The sequence below is a fragment of the Streptomyces eurythermus genome (assembly GCF_014649115.1).
GTDB classification, from domain to species: Bacteria; Actinomycetota; Actinomycetes; order Streptomycetales; family Streptomycetaceae; genus Streptomyces; species Streptomyces eurythermus.
The window spans coordinates 194,017-218,642 of sequence record NZ_BMSK01000018.1 but is presented as its reverse complement, the minus strand read 5'-3'; the positions used below and the strand labels follow the sequence as shown (position 1 = coordinate 218,642).

The window sequence follows — 24,626 nt, the reverse complement described above, 5'->3', positions numbered from 1 at the left end:
CTTCGGTCTTGCGTTTCCGACTCTATCAGATCTTTTCTCGATCCGATTTCCTCGGTGCTTTCCAGGTTCCCGCTCTCGCGTTTCCCTTTCCGGCGGTTCCGACTTTATCAGAAGTTCTGAGCCGGTTTTCCCACCCGCTCCGGGCAACCATGTCCGGCACGTGAAGTGCTGGGGTTCCCGGGTGGGCGGAGCCGTAAACGTACTGGAGCGGGGCGCCTCGATGCAAATCGAGGCGCCCCGCTCCAGGTCAGGTGCCGACGGGGCGTCAGACCTCCACGACCACGGGGAGGATCATCGGCCTGCGGCGGTAGGTGTCCGAGACCCACTTGCCGAGGGTCCGGCGGACCAGCTGCTGGAGCTGGTGGGGCTCCACCACGCCGTCCTGGGCGGACCGCTCCAGGGAGTCCGTGATCTTCGGGAGGACGTCGGCGAACGCCGAGTCCTCGATGCCGGAGCCACGGGCCTGGATGTGCGGGCCCCCGGTGATCTTGCCGGTGGAGGCGTCGATGACGACGAAGACCGAGATGATGCCCTCGTCGCCGAGGATCTTGCGGTCCTTCAGCGCCGGCTCGCCGACATCGCCGACCGACAGGCCGTCGACGTAGACGTAACCGGCCTGGACCTTGCCGGAGATCTTGGCCTTGCCCCCGACCAGGTCGACCGCCACGCCGTCCTCGGCGATGACGATCCGGTCGTGCGGGACGCCGGTCAGGGCGCCCAGCTCGGCGTTGGCCCGCAGGTGGCGCCATTCGCCGTGGACCGGCATCAGGTTTCTCGGGCGGCAGATGTTGTAGAAGTACAGCAGCTCGCCCGCGGACGCGTGGCCGGAGACATGCACCTTGGCGTTGCCCTTGTGGACGACGTTGGCGCCCCAGCGGGTCAGGCCGTTGATCACGCGGTAGACCGCGTTCTCGTTCCCCGGGATCAGCGAGGAGGCGAGGATGACCGTGTCACCCTCCACGATGCGGATCTGGTGGTCGCGGTTGGCCATGCGGGACAGGGCCGCCATCGGTTCGCCCTGGGAACCCGTGCAGACCAGGACCACCTCGTCGTCGGGCAGGTCGTCCAGCGCCCGGACGTCGACGACCAGGCCCGCCGGGACCTTCAGATAGCCGAGGTCGCGGGCGATGCCCATGTTGCGGACCATGGAGCGGCCGACGAAGGCGACCCGGCGGCCGTACTCGTGCGCCGCGTCCAGAATCTGCTGGATGCGGTGGACATGGCTGGCGAAACTCGCCACGATGATCCGCTTGCGGGCGCCGGCGAAGACCTGCCGCAGGACGTTGGAGATGTCGCGCTCGTGCGGGGTGAAGCCCGGGACCTCGGCGTTCGTGGAGTCACTGAGGAGGAGGTCGATGCCCTCTTCGCTCAGCCGTGCGAACGCGTGCAGGTCGGTGAGGCGGTTGTCCAGCGGGAGCTGGTCCATCTTGAAGTCGCCGGTGTGCACCACCATGCCGGCGGGGGTGCGGATGGCGACGGCCAGGGCGTCCGGGATGGAGTGGTTGACGGCGACGAACTCGCAGTCGAAGGGGCCGACGCGCTCCCGGTCCCCCTCCGCCACCTCCAGGGTGTACGGACGGATCCGGTGCTCCTGGAGCTTCGCCTCGATCAGGGCGAGCGTGAGCTTGGAGCCGATCAGCGGGATGTCCGGCTTCTCGCGGAGCAGGAACGGGACACCGCCGATGTGGTCCTCGTGACCGTGGGTGAGGACGATGCCCTCGATGTCGTCGAGGCGGTCCCTGATGGACGAGAAGTCCGGCAGGATCAGGTCGATTCCGGGCTGCTCCTCCTCGGGGAAGAGCACTCCGCAGTCGACGATCAGCAGGCGGCCGCCGTACTCGAACACGGTCATGTTCCGGCCGATTTCGCCGAGGCCGCCGAGCGGGGTGACCCGCAGGCCGCCTTCGGGGAGCGGCGGGGGCGGGCCCAGTTCAGGATGCGGATGACTCAAAAGACTCTCCTCAACCACACGCGCCACGTACCGGTCGGGCACGTGGCGCGCGTGACGTTCGTGCAGAAGCAGTTGTTGTGTGGGGTGCGGGCACCGGTGGCCCGCGTCTGCGGTTGTCGATTCAGTTGTGAAGCCCGTGCTGTGGTGCCAAGTCTTTATTCAGAGCTGTACCCCGCCGGCAGCAAGATCGATCTTGAGCTGGGCGATCTCCTCGGCGGAGCACTCGACCATGGGCGAGCGCAGCGGTCCGGCGGGCAGGCCCTGGAGCGCGAGGGCGGCCTTGGTGGTCATGACGCCCTGGGTGCGGAACATGCCGGTGTAGACCGGGAGCAGCTTCTGGTGGATCTCGGTGGCCTTGACGACGTCACCGGAGACGAACGCGTCCACCAGGGCGCGCAGGTCGGGGGTGACCAGGTGGCCGACGACCGAGACGAAGCCGACCGCGCCGACCGAGAGCAGCGGCAGGTTCAGCATGTCGTCGCCGGAGTACCAGGCGAGGCCGGAGCGTGCGATGGCCCAGCTGGCGCGGCCGAGGTCGCCCTTGGCGTCCTTGTTGGCGACGATCCGGGGGTGCTCCGCGAGCCGGACCAGGGTCTCGGTGTTGATCGGGACACCGCTGCGGCCGGGGATGTCGTAGAGCATGACCGGCAGGCCGGTGGCGTCGGCGACGGTCGTGAAGTGCCGGTACAGGCCCTCCTGCGGGGGCTTGTTGTAGTACGGCGTGACGACCAGCAGCCCGTGGGCGCCGACGCGCTCGGCCTCGCGGGCCAGCTCGACGCTGTGGTGGGTGTCGTTGGTCCCGACGCCGGCGACGACGTGGGCGCGGTCGCCGACGGCCTCCAGGACGGCTCGTACCAGGTCCGATTTCTCCGCGTCGCTGGTGGTCGGGGACTCGCCGGTGGTGCCGTTGACGATCAGGCCGTCGTTGCCTGCGTCCACCAGGTGGGCGGCGAGCCGCTGCGCGCCGTCGAGGTCGAGTGCGCCGTCCGCCGTGAAAGGCGTGACCATGGCGGTGAGGACCCGCCCGAAGGGGGTCTGCGGAGTCGAGGTCGGAGCCATGGGTAACACGCTACTCGGTGCGCGCTGCGGGGTCTGCTCGCGGGGTGTCGGGAAAGTCAGGACAAAGATGGAGCCCGGCACTGCCTGCTCGGGGGTTCAAGCAGTGCCGGGTCCGTTTGATCAGGCTAGATGAACTTCTCTAAATGCCGCAATACGGACACTTCGCCAGGCTGATCCGTACGCCCGTTCCCGGTGCGGGAACAAGGCTTCGTTACGGGGCCACACGTCCGTTCGCGTTGAAGGCGGCGTACGTCAACGGCATGAGCTTCGCCCACTCCGCCTCCATCTTCTCGCCGACCATCTCGATCTCCCGCTGCGGGAAGGAGGGCACCTTGGCCAGCTCGTGCTGGGTGCGCAGGCCGAGGAAGTGCATCAGGGAGCGCGCGTTGCAGGTGGCGTACATCGAGGAGTAGAGGCCGACGGGGAGGACCGAGCGGGCGACCTCGCGGGCGATGCCCTGGGCGAGCATCTCCTGGTAGGCGGCGTAGGCCTGGCGGTAGGAGTCCTCCATGGCCTGTCCGGCGAGGGCGTGCTGCTCCTCGGTCCCCTCCACGAAGACGTACTTGCCCGGCCGGCCCTCCTGGACCAGCTTGCGGCCGGTGTCGGGGACGTAGAAGACCGGCTGGAGCTCGCGGTAGCGGCCCGACTCCTCGTTGTACGACCAGCCGACGCGGTGCCGCATGAACTCGCGGAAGACGAAGATCGGGGCGCTGATGAAGAACGTCATCGAGTTGTGCTCGAACGGGCTGCCGTGCCGGTCGCGCATCAGGTAGTTGATCAGGCCCTTGGAGCGCTCGGGGTCCTTGTTCAGCTCGTCCAGGGACTGCTCCCCGATGGTCGACACACGGGCAGCGAAGAGCACGTCGGAATCCGTCGCGCTGTGCTTGACCAGTTCGACGGTGACGTCACTGCGCAGGTCGATCTTCGGCTCATCCGGGGTGCGGGTCACGGTTGGACAGGTCCTTCCCACTGCTGCTTGAGGTTCGCGCCCACTGTACGGGGGCACCCGGCCGCGAACGAAAGTGACCTTCGCTGCGATTTTTTCCGGACATGGGGCACCTTTTGTGTCACTCGAACGTCTTTACCGGTGAAGCGTGCCCATTCGATCTTCGATCCCCGAAAGGAGCGGCAGCCGCCATGTTCAGTCGGCGCGAACCCGTACCCTTCGCCTTCCTGGCCGAGGCGGACAGGTTCCGCAGCAATGTGACTCCCCCGCCCCGTCAGCGGGCCTCGTTCGGTGAGCTGGCCGGGCGCTGGCTGCTGGGCCTCACCCTCGTCGCCGGGATCGTGGGGGCCCTGATAGCCGGCATGCCGGCGCTCTCCACGCCGTCCGACGCACCGGCTCAGCAGTCCCAGGCGTCCCAGGGGCGCTGACCCTTCCGGACGCGCACGGCTGGTGGGCGCACACCCGGCCGGATAGCCTCACCGGGCACAGCCCCCGCGAGGACCGAGTGAGGACCAGCCGTGCCCCTGCCCTTTCTGACGGCCGACCGCAGCTTCGAGACGGCAGCCGAGAGCGCGCTGCCCCATGACGACCCGGACCGCTGGCGGCGCCCCTACCGGCCCGGGCCCTGGCGGGTGGGCATGGCCGCGCTGTGGCTGCTGCTCGCCTCGTTCATGCTGTTCGGCACGGTGCTCACCGCGCTGACCGGCTCGGTGCCCAGCGCGACGGCGGTGCTCGTCGTGGGCCTGCTGATCATCGCGAGCGCGCTGCGGCTGCTGCGCATGGGGGTGTGGGTGAGCCGGCGCGGGCTGCGCCGGACCGGCTTCCTGCGGACGCGGACGCTGCCGTGGGAGCGGGTGGTGTCGGTGCGGACGGTGCAGCGGCCGGTGCGCTGGCTGGGGCTGCCGCGCACGGTGCAGGGGCAGGCGCTGGCCCTCGTCCGCACGGATCTGCCGCCGGACGACACCCCGCCGCTGCTGACCACGCACACCCTGGACTTCCTGGGCCGGCCGATGGCCTTCGACCGGGCGGCGGACACGGTGGAGGCGTGGGCGGCGGAGTGCGGGCGCGGCTGACCGCCCCGAGGCTCGAAGGCCCGGGGCGGTTCGGTGGGCGGGCGCGTCGGCGCCCGCCGCCTCGGCCGGCTGCGCCTACGCGGACGTCCTCGTGCCGCGCTCCGTCGGCAGCCACCGTGACCGGCTCGTCGGCGCGACCGGCCGCCAGGCCGAGGCCGACGGCGTCCGCCCCGGCCGCCGCGCCGAGCCGGCCGGGCGGCGCAGGGCCGGTGTCAGGCCCGTACGGGCTTTCCGTCGTGCAGGGCGATGGCCCTCTGCATCGCCTTGCGGGCCCGCGGGGTGTCGCGGGCGTCGTGGTAGGCGACGGCGAGGCGGAACCAGCAGCGCCAGTCGCCGGGGGACGCCTCCGTCTCGGCCTTGCGCCTGGCGAAGACCTCGTCGGCCGAGTCACGGTCGATCCGGCCGCTGGGCAGGCGTTTCAGCTCGTCCACCGGCAGGCCGCCCTCGGCCTCCAGTTCGGCGGCCAGCTGGTTGGCCTTGCGGACGAACTCGGTGTTCTTCCACAGGAACCACAGGCCGATGACCGGCAGGATCAGCACCGCCACGCCGAAGGTGACGGTGATCAGCGAGCCGGCCTGGATGAGCATCACGCCTCGGCTGCCGACCAGGACGAAGTAGAAGACCAGGACGGCGGCCGTGACGAGGTAGGTGATCTTCGCGCGCATGACGTGTTCGGGCTCAGCTCAGGTCCAGGAAGTGTTCCAGGCCGAAGGTGAGGCCCGGAGTGGTCACCACGCGGCGGGCGCCGAGCAGGATGCCCGGCATGAAGCTGCTGTGGTGCAGCGAGTCGTGCCGGACGGTCAGGGTCTCCCCCTCGCCGCCGAGCAGCACCTCCTGGTGGGCGAGCAGGCCGCGCAGCCGTACGGCGTGCACGGGGATGCCGTCGACGCTGGCACCCCGGGCGCCGTCGAGGGCGGTGGCGGTGGCGTCCGGTGCCGGGGCCGTGCCGGCCGCCCGGCGGGCCTCGGCGATGAGCTGGGCGGTGCGCGTGGCGGTGCCGGAGGGGGCGTCCACCTTGTTCGGGTGGTGCAGCTCGACCACCTCGACCGACTCGAAGTAGGGCGCGGCGAGCTGCGCGAACCTCATCGTGAGCACGGCCCCGATGGAGAAGTTCGGCGCGATGAGCACGCCGGTCTCCGGGGACCGGTCGAGCCAGCCCTTCAGCTGCGCGAGGCGCTCGTCGGTCCAGCCGGTGGTCCCGACGACCGCGTGGATGCCGTGGCGCACGCAGAAGTCGAGATTGCCCATGACCGAGGCCGGGGTGGTCAGCTCGACCGCGACCTGGGCGCCGGTCTCGGCCAGGGTCTCCAGCTTGTCGCCCCGGCCGAGGGCGGCGACCAGTTCCATGTCCTCGGCGGCCTCGACCGCCTTGACCGCCTCGGATCCGATCCGGCCCTTGGCACCGAGGACCGCCACGCGCAGCTTGCTCATGTTCCTGCTTCCTAACCGGTGGTGTTTCAGGCGACCGCGTCGTGCAGCCGGGCGGCCTGCTTGTCCTTGAGCGGGCCGATGACCGACAGCGACGGACGCTGTCCCAGGATGTCGCGGGCGACCGAACGGACCTCGTCCGGGGTGACCGCGGCTATCTTCGCCAGCATGTCGTCCACGGACATCTGCTCGCCCCAGCACAGCTCGCTCTTGCCGATGCGGTTCATCAGCGCGCCGGTGTCCTCCAGGCCGAGGACGGTGGAGCCCCGCAGCTGGCCGATGGCGCGGGCGATCTCGTCGTCCGACAGGCCGTTCCGCGCGACCTGGTCGAGTTCGTCGCGGCAGATCCGCAGCACGTCGTGGACCTGGCTGGGCCGGCAGCCGGCGTAGACGCCGAACAGGCCGCAGTCGGCGAAGCCGGAGGTGTACGAGTACACGCTGTAGGCGAGGCCGCGCTTCTCCCGGACCTCCTGGAAGAGGCGGGAGGACATGCCGCCGCCGAGGGCGGTGTTGAGCACGCCCATGGCCCAGCGGCGGTCGTCGGAGCGGGCGAGGCCGGGCATGCCGAGGACGATGTGCGCCTGCTCGGTCTTGCGGCCGAGCAGCTCGACCTTGCCGGAGGTGCGGATCGTACGGCGGCCGTCGCGCGGGGCGATGGGCTTCGCCTCCGGGTTCTTCAGGGCGCCGGCCTTCTCGAAGGCCGCGCGGACCTGGCGGACGACCTTGGCGTGGTCGATGTTGCCCGCGCAGGCGACCACGAGGTGGGTCGGGTCGTAGTGCTTCTTGTAGAAGCGGCGGATGCGGTCGGCGGTGAGGGCGTTGACCGTGTCGACCGTACCGAGGACCGGGCGGCCGAGGGCGTTGTCGCCGAACATGGTGTGCGCGAACAGGTCGTGCACGCAGTCGCCGGGGTCGTCCTCGGTCATGGCGATCTCTTCGAGGATCGCGCCGCGTTCGACGTCGACGTCCTCCTCGAGGATCAGCGAGCCGGTCAGCATGTCGCAGACCACGTCGATGGCCAGCGGCAGGTCGGTGTCGAGCACGCGCGCGTAGTAGCACGTGTACTCCTTGGCCGTGAACGCGTTCATCTCGCCGCCGACCGCGTCGAGCGCGGCGGAGATGTCGAGCGCGCTGCGGCGGGCCGTGCCCTTGAAGAGCAGGTGCTCCAGGTAGTGGGTGGCGCCGTTCAGGGACCGGGTCTCGTCACGGGAGCCGACGTGGGCCCAGATGCCGAAGGTCGCGGAGCGGACCGAGGGCAGCGTCTCGGTGACGATGCGCAGGCCGCCCGGGAGGGTGGTCTTGCGGACCGTGCCGATGCCGCCCGCGCCCTGGATGAGGGTTTGGGTACGGGCGACGGCCCGCGCCTCCGAAGAGGGGCGGGCCGTCGCCTTGGAGCTACGGGACGTCACTGCTCGGCGTCGTCCTTCGCGTTCTCGTCGCCTTCCTCGCCCTCGATCACCGGGATGAGGGAGAGCTTGCCGCGGGAGTCGATCTCGGCGATCTCGACCTGGACCTTCTGGCCCACGCCGAGGACGTCCTCGACGTTCTCCACGCGCTTGCCGCCGGCGAGCTTGCGGATCTGCGAGATGTGCAGCAGACCGTCCTTGCCGGGCAGCAGGGAGACGAACGCGCCGAAGGTGGTCGTCTTGACGACCGTGCCCAGGTAGCGCTCGCCGACCTCGGGCATCGTCGGGTTGGCGATGCCGTTGATCGTGGCACGGGCGGCCTCCGCCGAGGGACCGTCGGCGGCACCGATGTAGATGGTGCCGTCGTCCTCGATGGTGATCTCGGCGCCCGTGTCCTCCTGGATCTGGTTGATCATCTTGCCCTTGGGGCCGATGACCTCGCCGATCTTGTCGACCGGGATCTTGACGGTGATGATCCGCGGGGCGTGCGGGCTCATCTCGTCGGGCCGGTCGATGGCCTCCATCATCACGTCGAGGATGTGGAGACGCGCGTCGCGGGCCTGCTTGAGGGCCGCGGCCAGGACGGAGGCCGGGATGCCGTCCAGCTTGGTGTCGAGCTGGAGGGCGGTGACGAACTCCTTGGTGCCGGCGACCTTGAAGTCCATGTCGCCGAAGGCGTCCTCCGCACCGAGGATGTCGGTGAGGGTGACGTAGTGCGTCTCGCCGTCGATCTCCTGGGAGATCAGGCCCATGGCGATACCGGCGACCGGGGCCTTGAGCGGCACACCGGCGTTCAGCAGCGACATGGTGGAGGCGCAGACCGAGCCCATGGACGTCGAGCCGTTGGAGCTCAGCGCCTCGGAGACCTGGCGGATCGCGTAGGGGAACTCCTCGCGGGTCGGCAGGACCGGGACGAGGGCGCGCTCGGCGAGGGCGCCGTGGCCGATCTCGCGGCGCTTGGGGGAGCCGACGCGGCCGGTCTCACCGGTGGAGTACGGCGGGAAGTTGTAGTTGTGCATGTAGCGCTTGCGGGTCACCGGGGAGAGGGTGTCCAGCTGCTGCTCCATGCGGAGCATGTTGAGGGTGGTGACGCCCAGGATCTGGGTCTCGCCACGCTCGAACACCGCGGAGCCGTGCACCCGCGGGATGGCCTCGACCTCGGCGGCCAGGGTGCGGATGTCGGTGACACCGCGGCCGTCGATGCGCTTCTTCTCCTTGATCACGCGCTCGCGGACCAGCTGCTTGGTGAGCGAGCGGTACGCGGCGGAGATCTCCTTCTCGCGGCCCTCGAACTCCGGCAGGAGCTTCTCGGCGGCGAGCGCCTTGACGCGGTCCAGCTCGGACTCGCGCTCCTGCTTGCCGGCGATGGTGAGCGCCTGGGCCAGCTCGGGGCGGACGGCCGCGGTCAGGGCCTCGAACACGTCGTCCTGGTAGTCCAGGAAGATCGGGAACTCGGCGGTCGGCTTCGCGGCCTTGGCGGCGAGGTCGGCCTGGGCGCGGCACAGCACCTTGATGAAGGGCTTGGCGGCCTCCAGACCGGCGGCGACGACCTCCTCGGTCGGCGCCTCGGCGCCGCCCTCGACCAGCTTGATGGTCTTCTCGGTGGCCTCGGCCTCGACCATCATGATCGCGACATCGCCGTCCTCCAGGACACGGCCGGCGACGACCATGTCGAAGACGGCGTCCTCCAGCTCGGTGTGGGTCGGGAAGGCAACCCACTGGCCGCTGATCAGCGCGACGCGGACGCCGCCGATCGGGCCGGAGAAGGGCAGGCCGGCCAGCTGCGTGGACGCGGACGCGGCGTTGATCGCCACGACGTCGTACAGGTGGTCGGGGTTGAGGGCCATGATCGTGGCGACAACCTGGATCTCGTTGCGCAGGCCCTTCTTGAAGGACGGGCGCAGCGGGCGGTCGATGAGGCGGCAGGTGAGGATGGCGTCCTCGGAGGGCCGGCCCTCACGGCGGAAGAAGCTGCCGGGGATCTTGCCGGCGGCGTACATCCGCTCCTCGACGTCCACCGTGAGCGGGAAGAAGTCGAGCTGGTCCTTGGGGTTCTTGGAAGCGGTGGTGGCCGACAGCACCATGGTGTCGTCGTCCAGGTACGCCACGGCGGAGCCGGCGGCCTGCTTGGCCAGGCGGCCCGTCTCGAAGCGGATGGTGCGGGTGCCGAAGGGGCCGTTGTCGATGACGGCTTCGGCGTAGTGGGTCTCGTTCTCCACTAGCGTTTTCTCCTCGTCTTCGTCCTGTGCCTGCCCGTGTGGCAGGGGGACGGCGTGTGGAGAGGCGCTCCGTGCGGTGCGGGCCGGTCTTCGATCGAAGCACCCGGGGCTTCTCCCCGGGGGCCACTACCGAGGACCGGCGGCGACTGGGTGCGCTTCTCCTCGTTCTGTCTTCTACGCGGTGCGTTGTGCTACCACACTACAAAGCGTGAGTGACACTCCGCACGTTTCCACGTGTACCACCGTGGTCACCGTGTGCGCGGCTCAGCCCCGCATACGGCAAAGGGAGCGGTCCCCGAGGCGTCGGGAACCGCTCCCCTCATGGCGACTTACTTGGCGCCGCCCGCCGCACCGCGGCGGATGCCGAGGCGGTCGACCAGCGCACGGAAGCGCTGGATGTCCTTCTTCGCCAGGTACTGCAGCAGCCGGCGGCGCTGACCGACCAGGATCAGCAGGCCACGGCGGGAGTGGTGGTCGTGCTTGTGGGTCTTGAGGTGCTCCGTCAGGTCGGAGATCCGACGGGAGAGCAGAGCGACCTGGACCTCGGGGGAGCCGGTGTCACCCTCCTTGGTACCGAACTCGGCGATGATCTGCTTCTTCGTAGCGGCGTCGAGCGACACGCGTACTCCTCATGGTGTGTGAGTGGCCACCGAGTGCCCCCGGTCTACATCTCGGGGGAGCTTCCGTTACTCGGGAGGCGGGGATCCGCTGGGCGCGGCCTCCAGAACACGGACGGTTCCGGGGGTGCGTACACAAACGGCCGTCACTCAGGGTACCAGGCGATGGCGGGCGGCTTACGCCCGGCCGGCGAACGCCGTCGGCGCGGTGGCGCGCGCCACTAGGGTGAGCCCCGGGATCGTACCTACCTCGGGAAGGGGTCGCCGCAGATGGCGGAAACGGAAGCGGAGATGAAGGCGCGCAAGGAGCGCGAGCGGGACGAGCTGTACGCGCTCGACATCTCGGGCGTGGAGTGGCACTGCGCGCCGGGTACGGAGGAGCACGAGGAGCGGGTGGAGATCGCGTACCTGCCCGGTGGCGCGGTGGCGATGCGGTCCTCCCTCGACCCGGACACCGTGCTGCGCTACACGGAGGCGGAGTGGACCGCGTTCGTGCTCGGGGCGCGCGACGGGGAGTTCGATCTGAAGCCGATGGCGCACAACGGGGGCCTGGACGTGCAGTGAGCGGCACGGTGTGAGAAAGGGGCGGCACGCGCGCGTGCCGCCCCTTTCCGCGTCCTGGTCCCGTCAGCCGGTCCTCTCGGCCGATCCCGTCAGCTGGTCATGGCGCGGGCCTTGGCGTACACGTCGAAGACGGCCAGGGCGAGCGGGATCAGGGTGAGCAGGACGAAGCCCTCGCAGATCTCCAGGAAGCGGCCCCAGAAGGGGGTCAGACCGCCGCGCGGCAGGATCAGGCCGAGAGCCGTCACCAGGGCCGTGGCCAGGGCGATGGCCGCGATCAGCCAGATGGTGCGGATGTCGAGGTCGGTGCGGTCGCCGGCCAGCGCGGCGCGCATGATGTGCTGCGGCGGGTTGAGGGCGAGGCCGAGGCCGAGCAGGACCAGGCAGGTGAGGCCGGCGGCGAGCACGGGGGCGACCTGGGCGGTGTAGCGGAACATGCCGGCGCGCATCAGCATGGCGATGCCGGTGGCGAGGGCGAGCAGTTGGGCCCAGACGTCGTCGGAGAAGCCGAGCACGGCCGCGGCGCCGACGGCGAGCAGCGCACAGCCGCCGACCATGCCGACGAGGAGTTCGTGGCCGCGCCGCGCCTGTGCCTCGATGCGCTCGGTGTCCACCGGTTCCTGGGCGGCGGGCTCGTTGCCGTAGGCGGGGCGGGGGGCGCCGCCGCCGCTGGGGTTCTCGAAGCCGATCGGCAGCCGGGCGAACCGCATGGACATGCCGGGCAGGAAGGCGAGGGCGCAGACGGCGACCGGGGCGCACAGGGCGGCGGTCTCCCGGGGGGCCCAGTCGGTGAGGGTCGCGATAAAGACGGCGACCAAGGCGACCGCGGAGGCGAAGACGAAGGCGACGAAGGGGCCGTCGCCATGGGGTGAGCACAGGGCGAGGACGAGGGCGGCGACGAGGACGGCCGCGCACGCCAGCAGGAACTGGAGTCTGCCGATGCCCTCGCCGGCGCTCAGCGGCAGCAGTCCGCTGCCGGCGACGCCGATGTTGGGCAGCGCGCCGAGGCCGAGGGCGACGGCCGAGCCACGGTCGTCGTAGACGCGGGCGCGGACGGCGGAGAGCACGACCAGGAGGACGCCCGTGACGGCGGCCAGGATGCCGGCCAGGCCGTGCATGTCGTGGCGCGGGTCGGCGGTCCAGGCGACGAACGCGAGCAGCGCGGGCAGCACACCGCCGCCGGCGAGCCCGGCGGCCCGGGTGAGGTCGCCGCTCCACAGCTTGTGCTGCTTGGTGACGGAGGAGGCCACGGCCTCGGCGACGTCGTCGAAGACGGCCGGCGGCAGGGACTCGGCGAACGGGCGCAGGGTGAGCAGTTCGCCGTCGAGGATGCGCTGGGCGGCGAAGGACCGGGCGCTGTCCAGCACGGTGCCGTCGGTGCGGACGAGGTGGTAGCCGACCGGGGCGCCGGCCGCGGGGCTCTGCTGGGACAGCCGGAGGATCTCCGGGTAGAGGTCGGCGACCGGGACGTCGTCGGGCAGGGCCACGTCGATACGGCTGTCCGGCGCGACGATGGTGACCCGGCAGAAGCCGAGTCCGGTGCCGGACCCGGAAGGGGCTCCCGTCCCGGGTCCGCCGGTGGCGGCGGCCGTCATGCTCACCTGCTGCTCCCCCTCAGTGGTGGTGGTGATGCGTCTGTGTCGTGCTCAGCGGTGGTGCTGGCGCTGTGTCGTGGTCAGTGCTGGTGCTGGTACTGGTGCTGTGTCGTGCTCGGTGGTGGTGGTGCGGCTGTGTCGTGAAGGTCCCGTGCCGGTTTGCCCGGTGCGCGGCGACCCGGGTGCCGCAGGGCGGGATTCCGGGGTCTTTCCGCCTCTTCCTCGAGGAGTTCGTTCCGGTATGTCCGCCCTGCTCGGCGTGTGCTCACGCGAACATCCGGCACCCTACCGCCCACCCGCCCCGCGTGAACTCAGTAGGATCACGCGGCGGCCTGCGCTCGCCGGACACGGGGCGGCGGGCGGAAAGCCTGGGTCGGGCAAGGGAATTGGTGAGCGGTGAGCCAGATTGTCGTCAAGCGCCCCCCTAGGGCGCTTCCGTCCGAAGTGCCCACGGAAGTGGTCGTTGTCCAGCCACCGCCCGAATTGCCGCGGGGGCATCAGGAGAGCGTGCTGATGCAGCTCCTGCCCACACTGGGCATGGGTGGCTCGGTGGTCTTCTTCTTCACGAACGGCCAGCCGTTCATGAAGATCATGGGCATGATCATGATCGCCTCGACGGTGGCCATGTCCATCGCGATGGTGGTCCGCTTCCGCCGCGGCTCACAGGGCCAGCTGGCCGACATGCGCCGCGACTACCTCAGCTATCTGTCGCAGACCCGCAGGTCCGCCGTGGCAACGGCGCGCAAGCAGCGGGACGCGCAGTACTACCTGCACCCCTCCCCCGAGCAGCTGTGGGCGCTGGTCGCCGAGGGCAGCCGGGTGTGGGAGCGGCGGCCCGGCGACGAGGACTTCGCGCACGTCCGCATCGGGCTGGGCGCGCAGCCGCTGGCCACCCCGCTCATCGCCCCCGAGACGGGGCCGGTCGAGCAGCTGGAGCCGCTGACCGCGGGCGCGATGCAGCGCTTCCTCGCCGCGCACGGCACCGTAGGCGACCTGCCCATGGCGGTGTCGCTGCGCGCCTTCTACCACGTCACGGTCAGCGGCGAGGCGCAGTCCGTACGGGCCTCGGCCCGCGCCCTGGTCGGCTCGCTGGCCTCGCTGCACTCCCCGCAGGACCTGGTCATCGCGGTGGCCGCGGGCCGGGAGGCACTGGCGCACTGGGACTGGGCGAAGTGGCTGCCGCACGCCCAGGCGCCCGGCGCGGTGGACGGCGCGGGTTCCCGCCGGCTGATCGGCTCCGACCCGCGCGAGCTGGAGGACCTGCTGGCCACGCGGCTGGCCGGTCGGCCGCGTTTCCACCCCGCCGCCGCGCCGCTGCTGGACGAGCCGCACATCGTGCTCGTCCTGGACGACCTGTCCCTGCTGCCGGACTCGGTCCTCGCGAACCCGGAGGGCCTGCAGGGCGTCACGGTCCTGGAGGTGGTGCCGGGCGAGCTGACCACGGCGGGCGGTGACCTTTCCATCGTCGTCCAGCCCGGCCTGCTGCGCCTGGAGTCCGGGCACGGCGAGGTGTACGAGGGCAGCCCGGACGCACTGTCGTACGAGTCCGCCGAGGCGCTGGCCCGGCAGCTGGCGCCGCTGCGCATGGCCTCCGGCGGCGACGACGACGAGCCGCTGCTCGCCAACCTGGAGTTCACCGACCTGCTGGGCCTCGGCGACGCGGCCTCCGTCGACACCAAGCGGACCTGGCGCCCGCGCGCGCTCGCCGAACGCCTGCGGGTGCCGATCGGTCTCGGCGAGGACGGCCGGCCCGTGATGCTGGACCTGAAGGAGGCCGCGCAGGAGGGCATGGGCCCGCACGGCCTGTGCGTCGGCGCGACCGGTTCCGGCAAGTCGGAGCTGCTGCGCACCCTGGTGCTCGGTCTCGCGGTCACCCACTCCTCGGAGACGCTGAACTTCGTCCTCGCCGACTTCAAGGGCGGCGCGACCTTCGCCGGCATGGCGCAGATGCCGCACGTGGCGGCGGTCATCACCAACCTCGCGGACGACCTGACCCTGGTCGACCGCATGGGCGACTCCATCCGCGGCGAGCTGAACCGCCGTCAGGAGCTGCTGCGCGACGCGGGCAACTACGCCAACATCCACGACTACGAGAAGGCCCGCGCGGCCGGCGCCCCGCTCCAGCCGATCCCGTCCCTGGTGCTGGTGATCGACGAGTTCAGCGAGCTGCTGACCGCCAAACCGGACTTCATCGAGATGTTCGTGCAGATCGGCCGCATCGGCCGTTCGCTGGGCGTGCACCTGCTGCTGGCCTCACAGCGCCTGGAGGAGGGCCGGCTGCGCGGCCTGGAGACCTACCTGTCGTACCGGATCGGTCTGCGCACCTTCTCCGCGGCCGAGTCCCGCGCCGCGCTCGGCGTCCCCGACGCCTACGAGCTGCCGAACGTCCCCGGCTCCGGCTTCCTGAAGTACGGCACGGACGAGATGGTCCGGTTCAAGGCCGCCTACGTCTCGGGCGTGTACCGCTCCGGGGGCCGGCGGACGGACCTGTCCGGCGGGCGGCTCCCGGTGGACCGCCGCCCGGTGCTGTTCACGGCCACCGAGGTGCCGGTGCAGTACACCGCGATCCCGCAGCAGCGCACCGAGTCCGAGCCCGAGGTGGACGAGGCGCTGGCCGACACCGTCCTCGACGTGATCGTGCGCCGGCTGGAGGCGCAGGGCCCGGCGGCCCACCAGGTGTGGCTGCCGCCGCTGGAGAGCCCGCCCGCGCTGGACTCCCTGCTGCCCGGCCTGGCGGCGGTGCCGGGCCGCGGCCTGACCCAGCCGAACTACGAGGGCGCGGGCCGACTGGTGGTCCCGGCCGGCCTGGTCGACAAGCCGTACGAGCAGCGCCGCGACCGCCTCATGCTGGACTTCTCGGGCGCGGCCGGCCACATGCAGATCATCGGCGGCCCGCAGTCCGGCAAGTCCACCCTGCTGCGCACCCTGATCTGCGCCTTCGCGCTCACCCACACCCCGCACGAGGTGCAGTTCTACGGCCTCGACTTCGGTGGCGGCGGTATGGCCGCGGTGGACGGCCTGCCGCACGTCGGCGGCATCGCCTCCCGCCTGGACCCGGAGCGGGTGCGCCGTACGGTCTCCGAGGTGTACGGCGTCCTGACCCGCCGCGAGGAGTACTTCCGCACGGCCGGCATCGCCTCGATCGCCGACTACCGCGCGCGGCGCGCCCGGGGCGACATCTCGGTCACCGACCAGCCCTGGGGTGACGTGTTCCTGGTCATCGACGGCTGGGGCAACTTCCGTACGGACTACGAGGGCCTGGAGCCGGCGGTCCTGGACATCGCCGCGCGCGGCCTCGGCTACGGCATCCACCTCGTCATCACGGCGTCCCGCTCGATGGAGGTCCGCGCCAACCTCAAGGACCATCTGATGAACCGCCTGGAGCTGCGCCTGGGCGATGTCATGGACTCGGAGATCGACCGCAAGGTGGCGGCGAACGTGCCCGCGGGCGTCCCCGGCCGTGGTCTGTCCCCGCAGAAGCTGCACTTCATGGCGGCGGTGCCGCGGATCGACGGCCTCACCTCCGACACGGACCTGGCCGAGGCCACGGCCGCGCTGACCACCGAGGTCGGACGGCACTGGCAGGCGCCGGGCGCGCCCAAGGTACGGCTGCTGCCGCGCCGGCTCGACGCGGCCGAGCTGCCTCCGGGCGACCGGTTCCCGCGGCGGGGCGTAGCGTTCGCGCTGGACGAGGAGAACCTGGAGCCGGTGTTCGTGGACTTCGACCAGGACCCGTTCTTCCTGATCTTCGGCGAGAGCGAGTCCGGCAAGTCCAACCTGCTGCGGCTGCTGATCCGGCAGCTGTCGCTGCGGTACGGCGGCGACGAGGCGAAGTTCTTCGTGGTCGACAACCGCCGCGCCCTGCTGGACGTCACCCCCGCCTCCCACCTGGCGGAGTACATCCCCATGTCCAGCCAGATGGACCACCACATGGCGGCGCTGGCCGACCTGATGCAGCGCCGCACGCCGACGGCGGACGTCACGCCGCAGCAGCTGCGGGACCGCAGCTGGTGGCGGGGGCCGCAGGTGTTCGTCGTCATCGACGACTACGACCTGGTCTCCACCTCCAGCGGCAACCCGCTCAGCGGACTGACCGAGATGCTGCCGTTCGCCCGCGACGTCGGCGTCCGCTTCATCATCGCCCGCTCCTCCGCGGGCGCGGGCCGGGCCTCGTACGAGCCGTTCATGCAGCGCATGAAGGAACTCGGCGCCCAGGGCCTGATCCTGGCCGGCGACCCGGCCGAGGGCGACATCCTCGGCGGCGTCCGCCACCGCCCGATGCCACCGGGCCGCGGCGTCTTCGTCTCCCGCAAACGGGGCAAGCCGCTGGTTCAGACGGGGTTGGTGGAAGTGGAGTACTGAGGCCTCAGAAGACCGGGAGGGCATAGAGGGCGACGGCGGTCTTCACGAAGACCCGGTTGCCGTGGGCCGCGAAGGCCACGTCGTCCTTGCCCCCCTCCACCTCATAGGTCCATTCCTCGTCCGACGACTCCTTGCTCACGGTCCGCACGGTGGTGCCGTCCAGCAGCCAGACGCCCTTCCCCTGCAAGAGGATCGGATGGTCGTTGCTGCTCAGAGCCATGTTGGCGAGCCACTGTTCCTTGCCCTCGGGGAGGCCATATGCGTGCGGGAAGGCTTGATCGTCACAGAAGCTGGTGTAGAGCCGGTCGCCGTCGACGCAAGGCCTGGACCACTCGTAGTTCTCGTCGTCGTAGTAATGCCGCTCCGTGCGGGACCACAGTTTCCGGCCGTCCGAGATCCTGCGGGCCGAGAGTTCCCTGCCGTTGAGATAGACGACGCCGTCCCGGACCGCCGCGAAAAGGGCCCGGTCCCTCGCCAGGTCGCGGGCGGTCCACTCGGTACGGCCGTTCCGCGTGCTGACGGCCATGGCGTGGCCCGTGCTCGTGGTGACGACCAGCCGTCCTCTATGGGCCACGGACCGGGGAAGGAGCTTGTCGCGGAAATCCCCCGGTACGGGCACGGTCCAGCGGATCCGGGCGTCGAAGCGGCCTACGGCCCGCAGTCGCTGGTCCTTCGTCAACAGGTAGATCGCTTCCGCGTCCGCGGTCAGCAACATCTCGGTGTCGGCCCTGGCGGTCCACTTGGGCTCTCCGGTCGACGGGAGGAAGGTGTGCAGGGTGCCGTGGTCGTCGGCGGCCACGAGCAGGCGATCGGACAGCGACAGGTAGCGGCACGTCATCTGCATCGTCGGCGCGCTCCAGCGGCGCTTGCCGTCCACGACGTTGTAGGCCACCACGCCGGTGACGGGATGGCCGACTATGACGACGTCCCGTATCGGCAGCGGCGCCGGTGCCATGGCGCTGGTCGCACCGATCGTCTTCCACAAGGCTTTGGGCGACCCCCCGATGATGTAGTCACCCTCGTCGGCGGAGAGCAGACGTGCCGTCGGCGTCCGCGCAGCGGGAGGGTAAGTGAACAAGTCGTCATCGCGCTTGTCGCTTCCGCTCCCGCGAAGCAGCCACCAGCCCGCCCCGGTTCCGGCGGCCGCGAGCACGGCCCCGCCGGCGGCGACCCGGGTGAGCAGGCGCCGCCTGGAGTGACCCGCCGCCGCTCGCGTCGTCAGCAGCGGTGCGGAGAGGTCCCTTATCTCGCGCTCCCGCTCCTTGACGGCGTCCGCCACGGGTCCGCGCTTCCACACCGCCGCGGCCTTCTTCGGTCCCCGGAAGGCGGTGGCGATCTGTTCCGGAGTGGGCCGGGCGGCCGCGTCCTTGGCGAGGCAGGGTGCGATCAGCGCGTGCTGCTCGGGACTGACGCCCCGCCAGTCCGGCTCGCCGTGGACGACCGCGTACTGGACGGTGGCCACGTTCGTGCCCTGGAACGCCCGGTGCCCGGTGGCCGCGTAGACCAGGAGGGCACCGAGCGAGAAGACATCGGCCGCGGGGGTGACGCGGCGGCCCAGTACCTGCTCTGGGGCGCCGTACCCCGGTGTGACCGGGATCTGACCGGTGGTGGTCAGGGTGAGCCCGTGTTCGGGGCGGGCGATGCCGAAGTCGATGACGCGGGGGCCGGCCGAGGTGAGCACGATGTTCGGCGGCTTGAGGTCGCGATGGACGAAGCCGCTCGCGTGGATGTCGCGCAGGGTGCGGGCGATCGACACGGCCAGGGCGCGGAGCCGTGCGTCGTCCAGCGGGCCGTGCCGGTCCACGATCTGGTCCAGTGTGGGGCCGGCGAGGAATTCGGTGGCGATCCATGGCCGTCCGCCCTCCCGCTGTGCCGCCAGCACCGCCGCGACACCGGGGCTCCGGACCGCCTGCGCCGCCAGTGCCTCGCGCAGGAAGCGCTGGGCGAGGTCGGTGTCGTGGGCCATTTCCGGGCGGAGCACCTTCACGGCGGCGACCGTACCGGCGTGGTCCTGCCCGACATACACCTTGCCCATGCCGCCCTCGCCCAGCACACCGAGCAGCCGGTACGGGCCGAGGCGGATCGGGTCGCCGGTCTCCAGGGGTCTCATCGCTGATCGCTCTCTCTTCTGACCGGACGGCTCATCGCAACGGGAAAGCCGCCAGGAAACCACCGCCCTGGGCGATGACCACGTTGGAGGTCTCATGGGCGATGAAACGGTCACCGGTGGTCTCGTACGCCTGTGCCGGAGTGCGGGAGGAGAGCGCGATCGTCCAGAGCTTGGACCCGCGCTTGCTGTACGCGTAGTCGGTGCCGATCACGGGTGCGCAGTTCACGTCCGCCTCGGCGCCCCCCGCCACCCTTCTCCTCCCATCGGACACGACCGCTCGCGGGGTCGAGGGCGACCAGCCCGAGTCCCTTCTCCACCGCGTACAGGGTGCCGTCCTTCACGGCCGGTGGCCCGTAGGTGCGTCCTGGGCGCGTGGTCTTCGAGTCCCAGGCCACCTTGCCGTCGCGAAGCCTGAGAGCCCGCAGCCGGCCGGTTCCCACGTACAGGTGCTGTTCGTCGGTGGTCAGCGGCAGACGTACGCGATCCGCCCTGACGCCGTCGAGCGGGTGGTCCCAGCGGACGGCACCGTCGCGGGTGTCGCGTACGACCGCGTGCACGGTGCCGTCGTCGGCCTCCTGGAGTGCCACCAGATGGCCTCCCACCACGGCGGCGGCGAGGAAGTAGAACCGCTCGGTGCCCGGACGACGTGCGGGCAGTGGTGTGTGCCACAACGGCTTGCCGGTGCCGATGTCGACGGCGAGCAGATACCAGGTCTGCTCGGCCGAGAACGTGTTGTGGACGTACCGTCCGCGGCCGGCCGCCACATAGGCGACGCCGTCGGCGGTGCACACCAGTTGGTCCGGGAAGAGGTCCCCGTTGAAGTCGGACAGGCGGGCGAACGGCTTGTTCATCTCGCCCTTGACGAGGTCGAGGGAGGCGAGGAGCAGCGCGGGCCCGCCGGCGGAGCCGCGGTCGGCGGCGGGGTGGTCGGAGGAGACGATCGCGACGAGACGCGTACCGTCGGAGGCGATCTGCCAGGCCATGTCCAGGTACGGCACCGTCCACGCCCGGTGCCCGGTCCGCGCCACGACACCGGCCACATCACCCACCACCGTCGTCACCAGGTTCCCGAGGGGGCTCGGGTGTGACGGCATGGAGCTCTCGAAGCGGCTCTGCTCGCCGATCTGGATCTGCCACAGGGAGTCCAGCCGCCTCCTCGGCAACAGGCTGTTGCGGGGCCCGGGGGTGGGCTGGGGCCTCGCTCTTCCGGCGTCCCGGGTGAAGGCCCACGCCCCCGCGCCGGCCCCCGTCAACCCGGCTGCCGCACCCGCTCCGGTGAGGAGCAACCGCCGACGCGACCAGCCCCGTGACACCGCGGTGGGCGGCGTCTCCGGTTCCTCGGCCGGAGCCGGCAGCCGCCGGGGAGTGAGCTGCCAGACCTCGGTCGCCCGGCGCCCTATGTCGGCCAGGAGGGTGTCCGGCAGGTGGTCGGCGAACTCGCCCGTGCCGTCGTGCAAGTGGGCCGCCAGCCAGTCTGTGGTCGGCCGGCGGTAGGCGTTCTTGTCCAGGCAGCGGGCGAGGACGGGCACCAGGGCGTCAGGTACGCCGGTCAGATCGGGCTCGGTGTACCGCACCCGGTAGAGCAGGTCGGCCGCCTGGCCATGGCCGAAGGGCGGGTGCTCGGTGACCGCGAAGACGAGCAGCCCGGCGAGCGCGAACACATCCCCCGCCGCCTGGTGCTCCTGGCCGCTCGCCTGCTCCGGTGACATGTAGGCGGGGGTGCCGACCGCGACCCCCACCCGGGTGAGGCGCTCGTCGCCGGCCGCGCGGGCGATGCCGAAGTCGATGACCTTCGGGCCGTAGGCGGTGACGAGCACATTGGACGGCTTGAGGTCCCGGTGTACGACGTCGGACGCGTGCAGTTGCCCGAGCGCGCCGCACAGCGCCGCGCCGAGCGCCCGTACGGTTCGCTCGGGCAGCGGGCCGCACAGCTCCACCGCCTCGTCGAGGGGCGGTCCGAGCACGTACTCCGTGGCCAGCCACGGTGTCTCGGCCCGCACGTCCGCGTCCACGACCCCCGCGCCGTACCGCTCCCCCACGACCCGTGCCGCGTCGATCTCCAGCCGGAACCGGGTGCGGAAGGCCGGGTCGGAGGCGATGCGGGCGTGCATCGTCTTCAACGCGACGGTACGACCGCCCGCGCTGCGGGCCAGGTAGACGGTGCCCATACCGCCGCTGCCGAGGCGGGCCACGGGCCGATAGGGGCCGATCGCGCGGGGGTCGTCGTGGGTGAGTGGGGAGGGCATGGCCGTCTTCAGTCCGGGTGGGGTACGGGCGCGGTCTCGGCTGGGATCTCCGCCCTGAGCACCGTCGCCGACTGGTGTGCGAGGGCGGCGATCACGCGGCCGGGAAGCCAGCCGGGGGTACGGAGGGTGGCGGAGTCGGCGGCGGGATCGCCGGCCAACGCGCGGATGATCTCGGCCAGTTGCGGTTGGGCGCCGGGGTCGCGGGCCAGGCACCGGCCGACAACCGGGCGGAGCGCGGCCGGGAGTTCGTCGCGTTCCGGCGTCGTGTGTCCCGTGGCGGCGTAGGCGAGCGTCGCGCCGAGGGCGTACACGTCCCCCAGGGGGCGCGGGCGCCCGCCGGACGCCTGCTCCGGTGGCAGGCTGCCCGCCTCCAGGCCCGGCAGGCCGGAGCGGGGCGTGCCGTCCGGGGCGGCGGCGCGTACGGCGCCGAAGCAGGTGAGGCGCGGGCCGTCGGCGGCGAGCAGGACGGCCGCGGGTGACACGCCCGCGAAGGCCAGACCCTGTCCGTGCACGATGGCCAAGGTCTCGGCGAGGGCCACGCCCAGGACGCGTACCGTGCGCTCGGGCAGCGGACCGCCGTGTACGGCGAGGGCGGCCGGCAGCGGAAGGGCGGGCAGGTACGGGCGGACGTACCAGGGCGCCTCACCGGGTGCGGCGAGGGCCGTGGCGGGCGCGGCGCAGGGGCCGAGGAGATAACGGGAGCCCTCGGCTTCGGTGAGGAAGCGTCGGGCGTCGCCGCCGGGGTGCGGGAGGGACAGCAGGACGGTGTGCAGGCCGTCGGTGCTGCGGGCGATGTACCGCCGCTCGGGGACGGGCACCTTCGCACGGGGGTCGTCCAGGGCGGTGATCAGGGTGTAGGGGCCCACCCGCCGCCGTGCCGCGGCGGCTCTGCCCGCGCCCTCCCCGGCGCCCTGTGTGGCACGCATTCCCGTCCCGGTGTCCTTCGTCGCGCTGGTCCGTCGGGCGCGACAGGGGGTGGGCACCTCCCGTGCGTGCCCACCCCGTTGCCGTACCGTGGCGGTCCGGCTTACATGAAGTAGCTGGCGGCCTTGCGGTCGCCGCCCTGGTAGTCACCGCCGGCCGCGTGCACGACCTTGCCGATCTGGACCAGGGCCTCGTGGATGCCCTGGGCCTCGCGGTCCCAGGCGGCCTGCTGCTCGGTGTACGCGTTGTGGGCCTCGCCCTCCCACATGCTGGCGACGCCGGCGACCTTCTGCTTGATGGCCTCAAGGCCCTCTTCGAGCCGCCGCGCGTGGTTGGCCAGCTGGGTGGCGGTCTCGTCGAGGCTGCCGTAGGAAACTTCGAGCTCGCCGCTGTTGTTGACGCCCATGATTGCTCCGTTGCTGAGAAGTGGTGACCTGGCGGGGATCAGTAGCTGGACAGGGCCGAAGTCGAGCCGCCGACGCTGACGTCGATGCTCTGGACCTGCGAACGGACCTCGTCCTCCGTGCCGTCCTTGATCTTCCGGGTCGTGCTCATGGCCTCGATGAACTTGGCGAGGATGTTGCCGATCCGGACCATGCGCTCGTTGATCTCGGTCTGCTTGGCGTTGAACGCGCCGGCGCCGATGCCCTTCCAGTTGCCCTCGAGGCTGTCGATGAGGGCCTGCAGTTCCTTCAGCTGGCCCTTGATGCCCTCGAAACGGTGCAGAAGCTCCTTTTCGAGGACGATGATGTCCTTGTCACTTACCTTCTGGCGCTGCGTCGCCATTTCCATGCCTTTCTGTGTGAACTGACCTTGCCGGGCGCTGAGTCGTGTGTCGGGCGTCAGCACTGATGGCAAGCGGGTCTCTGCTCACTCGGCGAATGAGCAGGTATGCGGGAGACCGCTCAGGCGTTACGGCGTGCGCGCAGCACGGCGAAACCGGCGCCTCCGATGACCAGTACGGCGGCTACGGCGCCGATGATCACCCAGGTCTGGGTGCCACTGCCGGAATCGGTGTCCTTCGCGGCGGCGGAGGTGGGACCGCCGGAGGAACCAGCCTCCTTGCTCGGCTTATCGGACGGAGTCTTGGCCGAGGGGCTCGGGGACGCCGACAACGTGCCGTTCTCGGCGGCAAGCGGATCGACGTCGGGCGGTCCGGGGTCGATGTTCTTGTTGATCAACACCCGCCGAGGACGGACACCGCCGTAGCCGAGGTACTTGCTGGGCGTGTCCTTCGGCCAGTCACGGGCGGCCGTGTCGACGAGGGACCGCAGGACCTGGTTGGCCGTCCAGTCCGGGTGAGCCGACCAGATCAGCGCGGCGGAGGCGGAGGCGATGGCGGAGGCGGGGCTGGTGCCCCGGGTGTCGCAGTACTCGGTGAACGTACCGTCGCACCAGGAAGGGACGTGCAGGCCCGGGGCCGAGAGATCCACGTAGTTTCCGTACGTGGAGAACTTGGCGACCGTGCCGGTCTTGTCGAGGGCGGATACGCCGATGACGCCGGGGAAGTTGGCCGGGTAGGAAGGCATGTTTCCCTTGTCGCCGTCGTTACCGATGGCAGCGAAAAGCAATTTCCCCTTTGAAACCGCGTACTTAATAGCGGTGTCCGTGCCATCGTGGACGTCCCCGCCCCCGAAAGACATGTTGATGATTCTCGCATCACTGTCGGCGGCTGCCCGAATCGCTTTGGGGACGCTGGGTGTCCTGGCGATTTCCTCGCCTACCAGTCCCCCACCATCAATGCGAAAGGGAATGATTTTGGCGTCCGGAGCAAGACCCTTGATACCGCCTCCGGCTCCCGTGCCCGCGATGATCTCGGCCATGGAAGTGCCGTGCCCGTCCTTGTCATGGGTGACGTGGTAGGAAACGGACTTGGGTACTTCGTCCACGAGTACCTGCCCCTTGAGGGAGGGAGTCGCCGGATTGACCCCACTGTCGATCACAGCGACTTTCACCCCCTTACCCGTGCTGATCTTCCAGATGTCGTCAGCACCCATGAAGTCCAGGTACCACTCCTTGGACCGGATATCGACGGCGGCAGCTTCCGGAGCAAGCGTCGCCGACATCACGACAAGCGCTCCAAGCGCCGAACACACGGCGGACAGACGCCGCGCGTTGGGCCTTGTCAG

General features: G+C 70.7%; 19 protein-coding genes and 1 pseudogene. 5 read left to right on the top strand and 15 right to left on the bottom strand.

What is annotated here, in order from left to right:
* Window positions 1-265: 265 nt before the first annotated feature.
* From IE251_RS30965 to thyX, 3 genes are all read right to left on the bottom strand, one after another.
* Window positions 266-1,951: a ribonuclease J gene (locus IE251_RS30965; RefSeq protein ID WP_189756275.1), complete on the bottom strand. Its 1,686-nt coding sequence runs from the start codon at window positions 1,949-1,951 to the stop codon at window positions 266-268.
* A 159-nt stretch (window positions 1,952-2,110) separates the two neighbouring features.
* Window positions 2,111-3,010, bottom strand: coding sequence for a 4-hydroxy-tetrahydrodipicolinate synthase (gene dapA / locus IE251_RS30960; RefSeq protein WP_030619160.1), 900 nt, complete (start codon window positions 3,008-3,010; stop codon window positions 2,111-2,113).
* A gap of 211 nt (window positions 3,011-3,221) precedes the next feature.
* Window positions 3,222-3,959, bottom strand: a complete 738-nt coding sequence (gene thyX / locus IE251_RS30955; protein WP_030784784.1) for an FAD-dependent thymidylate synthase — start codon at window positions 3,957-3,959, stop codon at window positions 3,222-3,224.
* 188 nt (window positions 3,960-4,147) lie between these two features.
* Between thyX and IE251_RS30950 the strand changes: the two genes are divergently transcribed.
* The 3 genes and pseudogenes from IE251_RS30950 to IE251_RS41310 form a co-directional block, all read left to right on the top strand.
* Entirely contained in the window at window positions 4,148-4,384 is a 237-nt protein-coding gene (locus IE251_RS30950) for a hypothetical protein (protein WP_189756274.1), read from the top strand.
* Between the two features lie 90 nt (window positions 4,385-4,474).
* Window positions 4,475-5,029, top strand: coding sequence for an SCO5741 family PH domain-containing membrane protein (locus IE251_RS30945; RefSeq protein ID WP_189756273.1), 555 nt, complete (start codon window positions 4,475-4,477; stop codon window positions 5,027-5,029).
* Window positions 5,030-5,075: 46 nt separating this feature from the next.
* Window positions 5,076-5,213: pseudogene (locus IE251_RS41310) on the top strand (septation protein SepH); the annotation flags it as partial.
* A gap of 28 nt (window positions 5,214-5,241) precedes the next feature.
* Here the strand turns inward: IE251_RS41310 and IE251_RS30940 are convergent.
* From IE251_RS30940 to rpsO, 5 genes are all read right to left on the bottom strand, one after another.
* Window positions 5,242-5,694 (bottom strand): tetratricopeptide repeat protein, encoded by a 453-nt coding sequence (locus tag IE251_RS30940; protein WP_189756272.1) that lies wholly within the window; start codon window positions 5,692-5,694, stop codon window positions 5,242-5,244.
* Window positions 5,695-5,707: 13 nt separating this feature from the next.
* A complete protein-coding gene (dapB, locus tag IE251_RS30935; RefSeq protein WP_189756271.1) occupies window positions 5,708-6,460 on the bottom strand; it encodes a 4-hydroxy-tetrahydrodipicolinate reductase in 753 nt (250 codons plus the stop codon).
* A gap of 26 nt (window positions 6,461-6,486) precedes the next feature.
* A complete protein-coding gene (locus IE251_RS30930) occupies window positions 6,487-7,866 on the bottom strand; it encodes a M16 family metallopeptidase (protein WP_189756270.1) in 1,380 nt (459 codons plus the stop codon).
* Window positions 7,863-10,082 carry a polyribonucleotide nucleotidyltransferase gene (locus tag IE251_RS30925; RefSeq protein ID WP_189756269.1) on the bottom strand — a complete coding sequence of 740 codons (2,220 nt, stop codon included), beginning with the start codon at window positions 10,080-10,082 and terminating at the stop codon, window positions 7,863-7,865. Before IE251_RS30925 ends, IE251_RS30930 begins: the two co-directional genes overlap by 4 nt.
* Before the next feature lie 329 nt (window positions 10,083-10,411).
* On the bottom strand, window positions 10,412-10,702 hold the full coding sequence (gene rpsO, locus IE251_RS30920; protein WP_030784803.1) for a 30S ribosomal protein S15: 291 nt from the start codon (window positions 10,700-10,702) through the stop codon (window positions 10,412-10,414).
* Between the two features lie 267 nt (window positions 10,703-10,969).
* Between rpsO and IE251_RS30915 the strand changes: the two genes are divergently transcribed.
* Window positions 10,970-11,263, top strand: coding sequence for a DUF397 domain-containing protein (locus IE251_RS30915; RefSeq protein WP_030619136.1), 294 nt, complete (start codon window positions 10,970-10,972; stop codon window positions 11,261-11,263).
* An 89-nt stretch (window positions 11,264-11,352) separates the two neighbouring features.
* Here the strand turns inward: IE251_RS30915 and eccD are convergent, their stop codons facing one another.
* On the bottom strand, window positions 11,353-12,855 hold the full coding sequence (eccD, locus tag IE251_RS30910) for a type VII secretion integral membrane protein EccD (protein WP_189756286.1): 1,503 nt from the start codon (window positions 12,853-12,855) through the stop codon (window positions 11,353-11,355).
* Window positions 12,856-13,251: 396 nt separating this feature from the next.
* Here eccD and eccCa point away from each other — a divergent pair, with 396 nt between their 5' ends.
* A complete protein-coding gene (gene eccCa / locus IE251_RS30905) occupies window positions 13,252-17,217 on the top strand; it encodes a type VII secretion protein EccCa (RefSeq protein ID WP_189756268.1) in 3,966 nt (1,321 codons plus the stop codon).
* A gap of 4 nt (window positions 17,218-17,221) precedes the next feature.
* On the opposite strand, the gene IE251_RS30900 is transcribed toward eccCa, so the two are convergent.
* The 6 genes from IE251_RS30900 to IE251_RS30875 all read right to left on the bottom strand — a co-directional run bounded on the left by IE251_RS30900 (window position 17,222) and on the right by IE251_RS30875 (window position 24,563).
* Window positions 17,222-19,327, bottom strand: coding sequence for a serine/threonine-protein kinase (locus IE251_RS30900; RefSeq protein WP_189756267.1), 2,106 nt, complete (start codon window positions 19,325-19,327; stop codon window positions 17,222-17,224).
* Between the two features lie 110 nt (window positions 19,328-19,437).
* Window positions 19,438-21,573, bottom strand: coding sequence for a protein kinase domain-containing protein (locus IE251_RS30895; RefSeq protein ID WP_229897011.1), 2,136 nt, complete (start codon window positions 21,571-21,573; stop codon window positions 19,438-19,440).
* An 8-nt stretch (window positions 21,574-21,581) separates the two neighbouring features.
* Window positions 21,582-22,499, bottom strand: a complete 918-nt coding sequence (locus IE251_RS30890; RefSeq protein ID WP_189756266.1) for a protein kinase family protein — start codon at window positions 22,497-22,499, stop codon at window positions 21,582-21,584.
* A 101-nt stretch (window positions 22,500-22,600) separates the two neighbouring features.
* Window positions 22,601-22,903 carry a WXG100 family type VII secretion target gene (locus IE251_RS30885; protein WP_030619120.1) on the bottom strand — a complete coding sequence of 101 codons (303 nt, stop codon included), beginning with the start codon at window positions 22,901-22,903 and terminating at the stop codon, window positions 22,601-22,603.
* Window positions 22,904-22,941: 38 nt separating this feature from the next.
* Window positions 22,942-23,283 (bottom strand): WXG100 family type VII secretion target, encoded by a 342-nt coding sequence (locus IE251_RS30880; protein WP_189756285.1) that lies wholly within the window; start codon window positions 23,281-23,283, stop codon window positions 22,942-22,944.
* 119 nt (window positions 23,284-23,402) lie between these two features.
* On the bottom strand, window positions 23,403-24,563 hold the full coding sequence (locus IE251_RS30875; protein ID WP_189756284.1) for a S8 family serine peptidase: 1,161 nt from the start codon (window positions 24,561-24,563) through the stop codon (window positions 23,403-23,405).
* Window positions 24,564-24,626 lie beyond the last annotated feature (63 nt).

Bases quoted from the DNA above. Each gene is read 5' to 3' on its own strand.
- IE251_RS30915 (WP_030619136.1), top strand. From the start codon at position 10,970: ATGGCGGAAACGGAAGCGGAGATGAAGGCGCGCAAGGAGCGCGAGCGG.
- IE251_RS30885 (WP_030619120.1), bottom strand. From the start codon at position 22,903: ATGGGCGTCAACAACAGCGGCGAGCTCGAAGTTTCCTACGGCAGCCTC.
- IE251_RS30950 (WP_189756274.1), top strand. From the start codon at position 4,148: ATGTTCAGTCGGCGCGAACCCGTACCCTTCGCCTTCCTGGCCGAGGCG.
- IE251_RS30890 (WP_189756266.1), bottom strand. From the start codon at position 22,499: ATGCGTGCCACACAGGGCGCCGGGGAGGGCGCGGGCAGAGCCGCCGCG.
- IE251_RS30875 (WP_189756284.1), bottom strand. From the start codon at position 24,563: ATGTCGGCGACGCTTGCTCCGGAAGCTGCCGCCGTCGATATCCGGTCC.
- IE251_RS30895 (WP_229897011.1), bottom strand. From the start codon at position 21,573: ATGCCCTCCCCACTCACCCACGACGACCCCCGCGCGATCGGCCCCTAT.
- IE251_RS30900 (WP_189756267.1), bottom strand. From the start codon at position 19,327: ATGAGACCCCTGGAGACCGGCGACCCGATCCGCCTCGGCCCGTACCGG.
- dapB (WP_189756271.1), bottom strand. From the start codon at position 6,460: ATGAGCAAGCTGCGCGTGGCGGTCCTCGGTGCCAAGGGCCGGATCGGA.
- IE251_RS30880 (WP_189756285.1), bottom strand. From the start codon at position 23,283: ATGGCGACGCAGCGCCAGAAGGTAAGTGACAAGGACATCATCGTCCTC.
- IE251_RS30940 (WP_189756272.1), bottom strand. From the start codon at position 5,694: ATGCGCGCGAAGATCACCTACCTCGTCACGGCCGCCGTCCTGGTCTTC.
- dapA (WP_030619160.1), bottom strand. From the start codon at position 3,010: ATGGCTCCGACCTCGACTCCGCAGACCCCCTTCGGGCGGGTCCTCACC.
- eccD (WP_189756286.1), bottom strand. From the start codon at position 12,855: ATGACGGCCGCCGCCACCGGCGGACCCGGGACGGGAGCCCCTTCCGGG.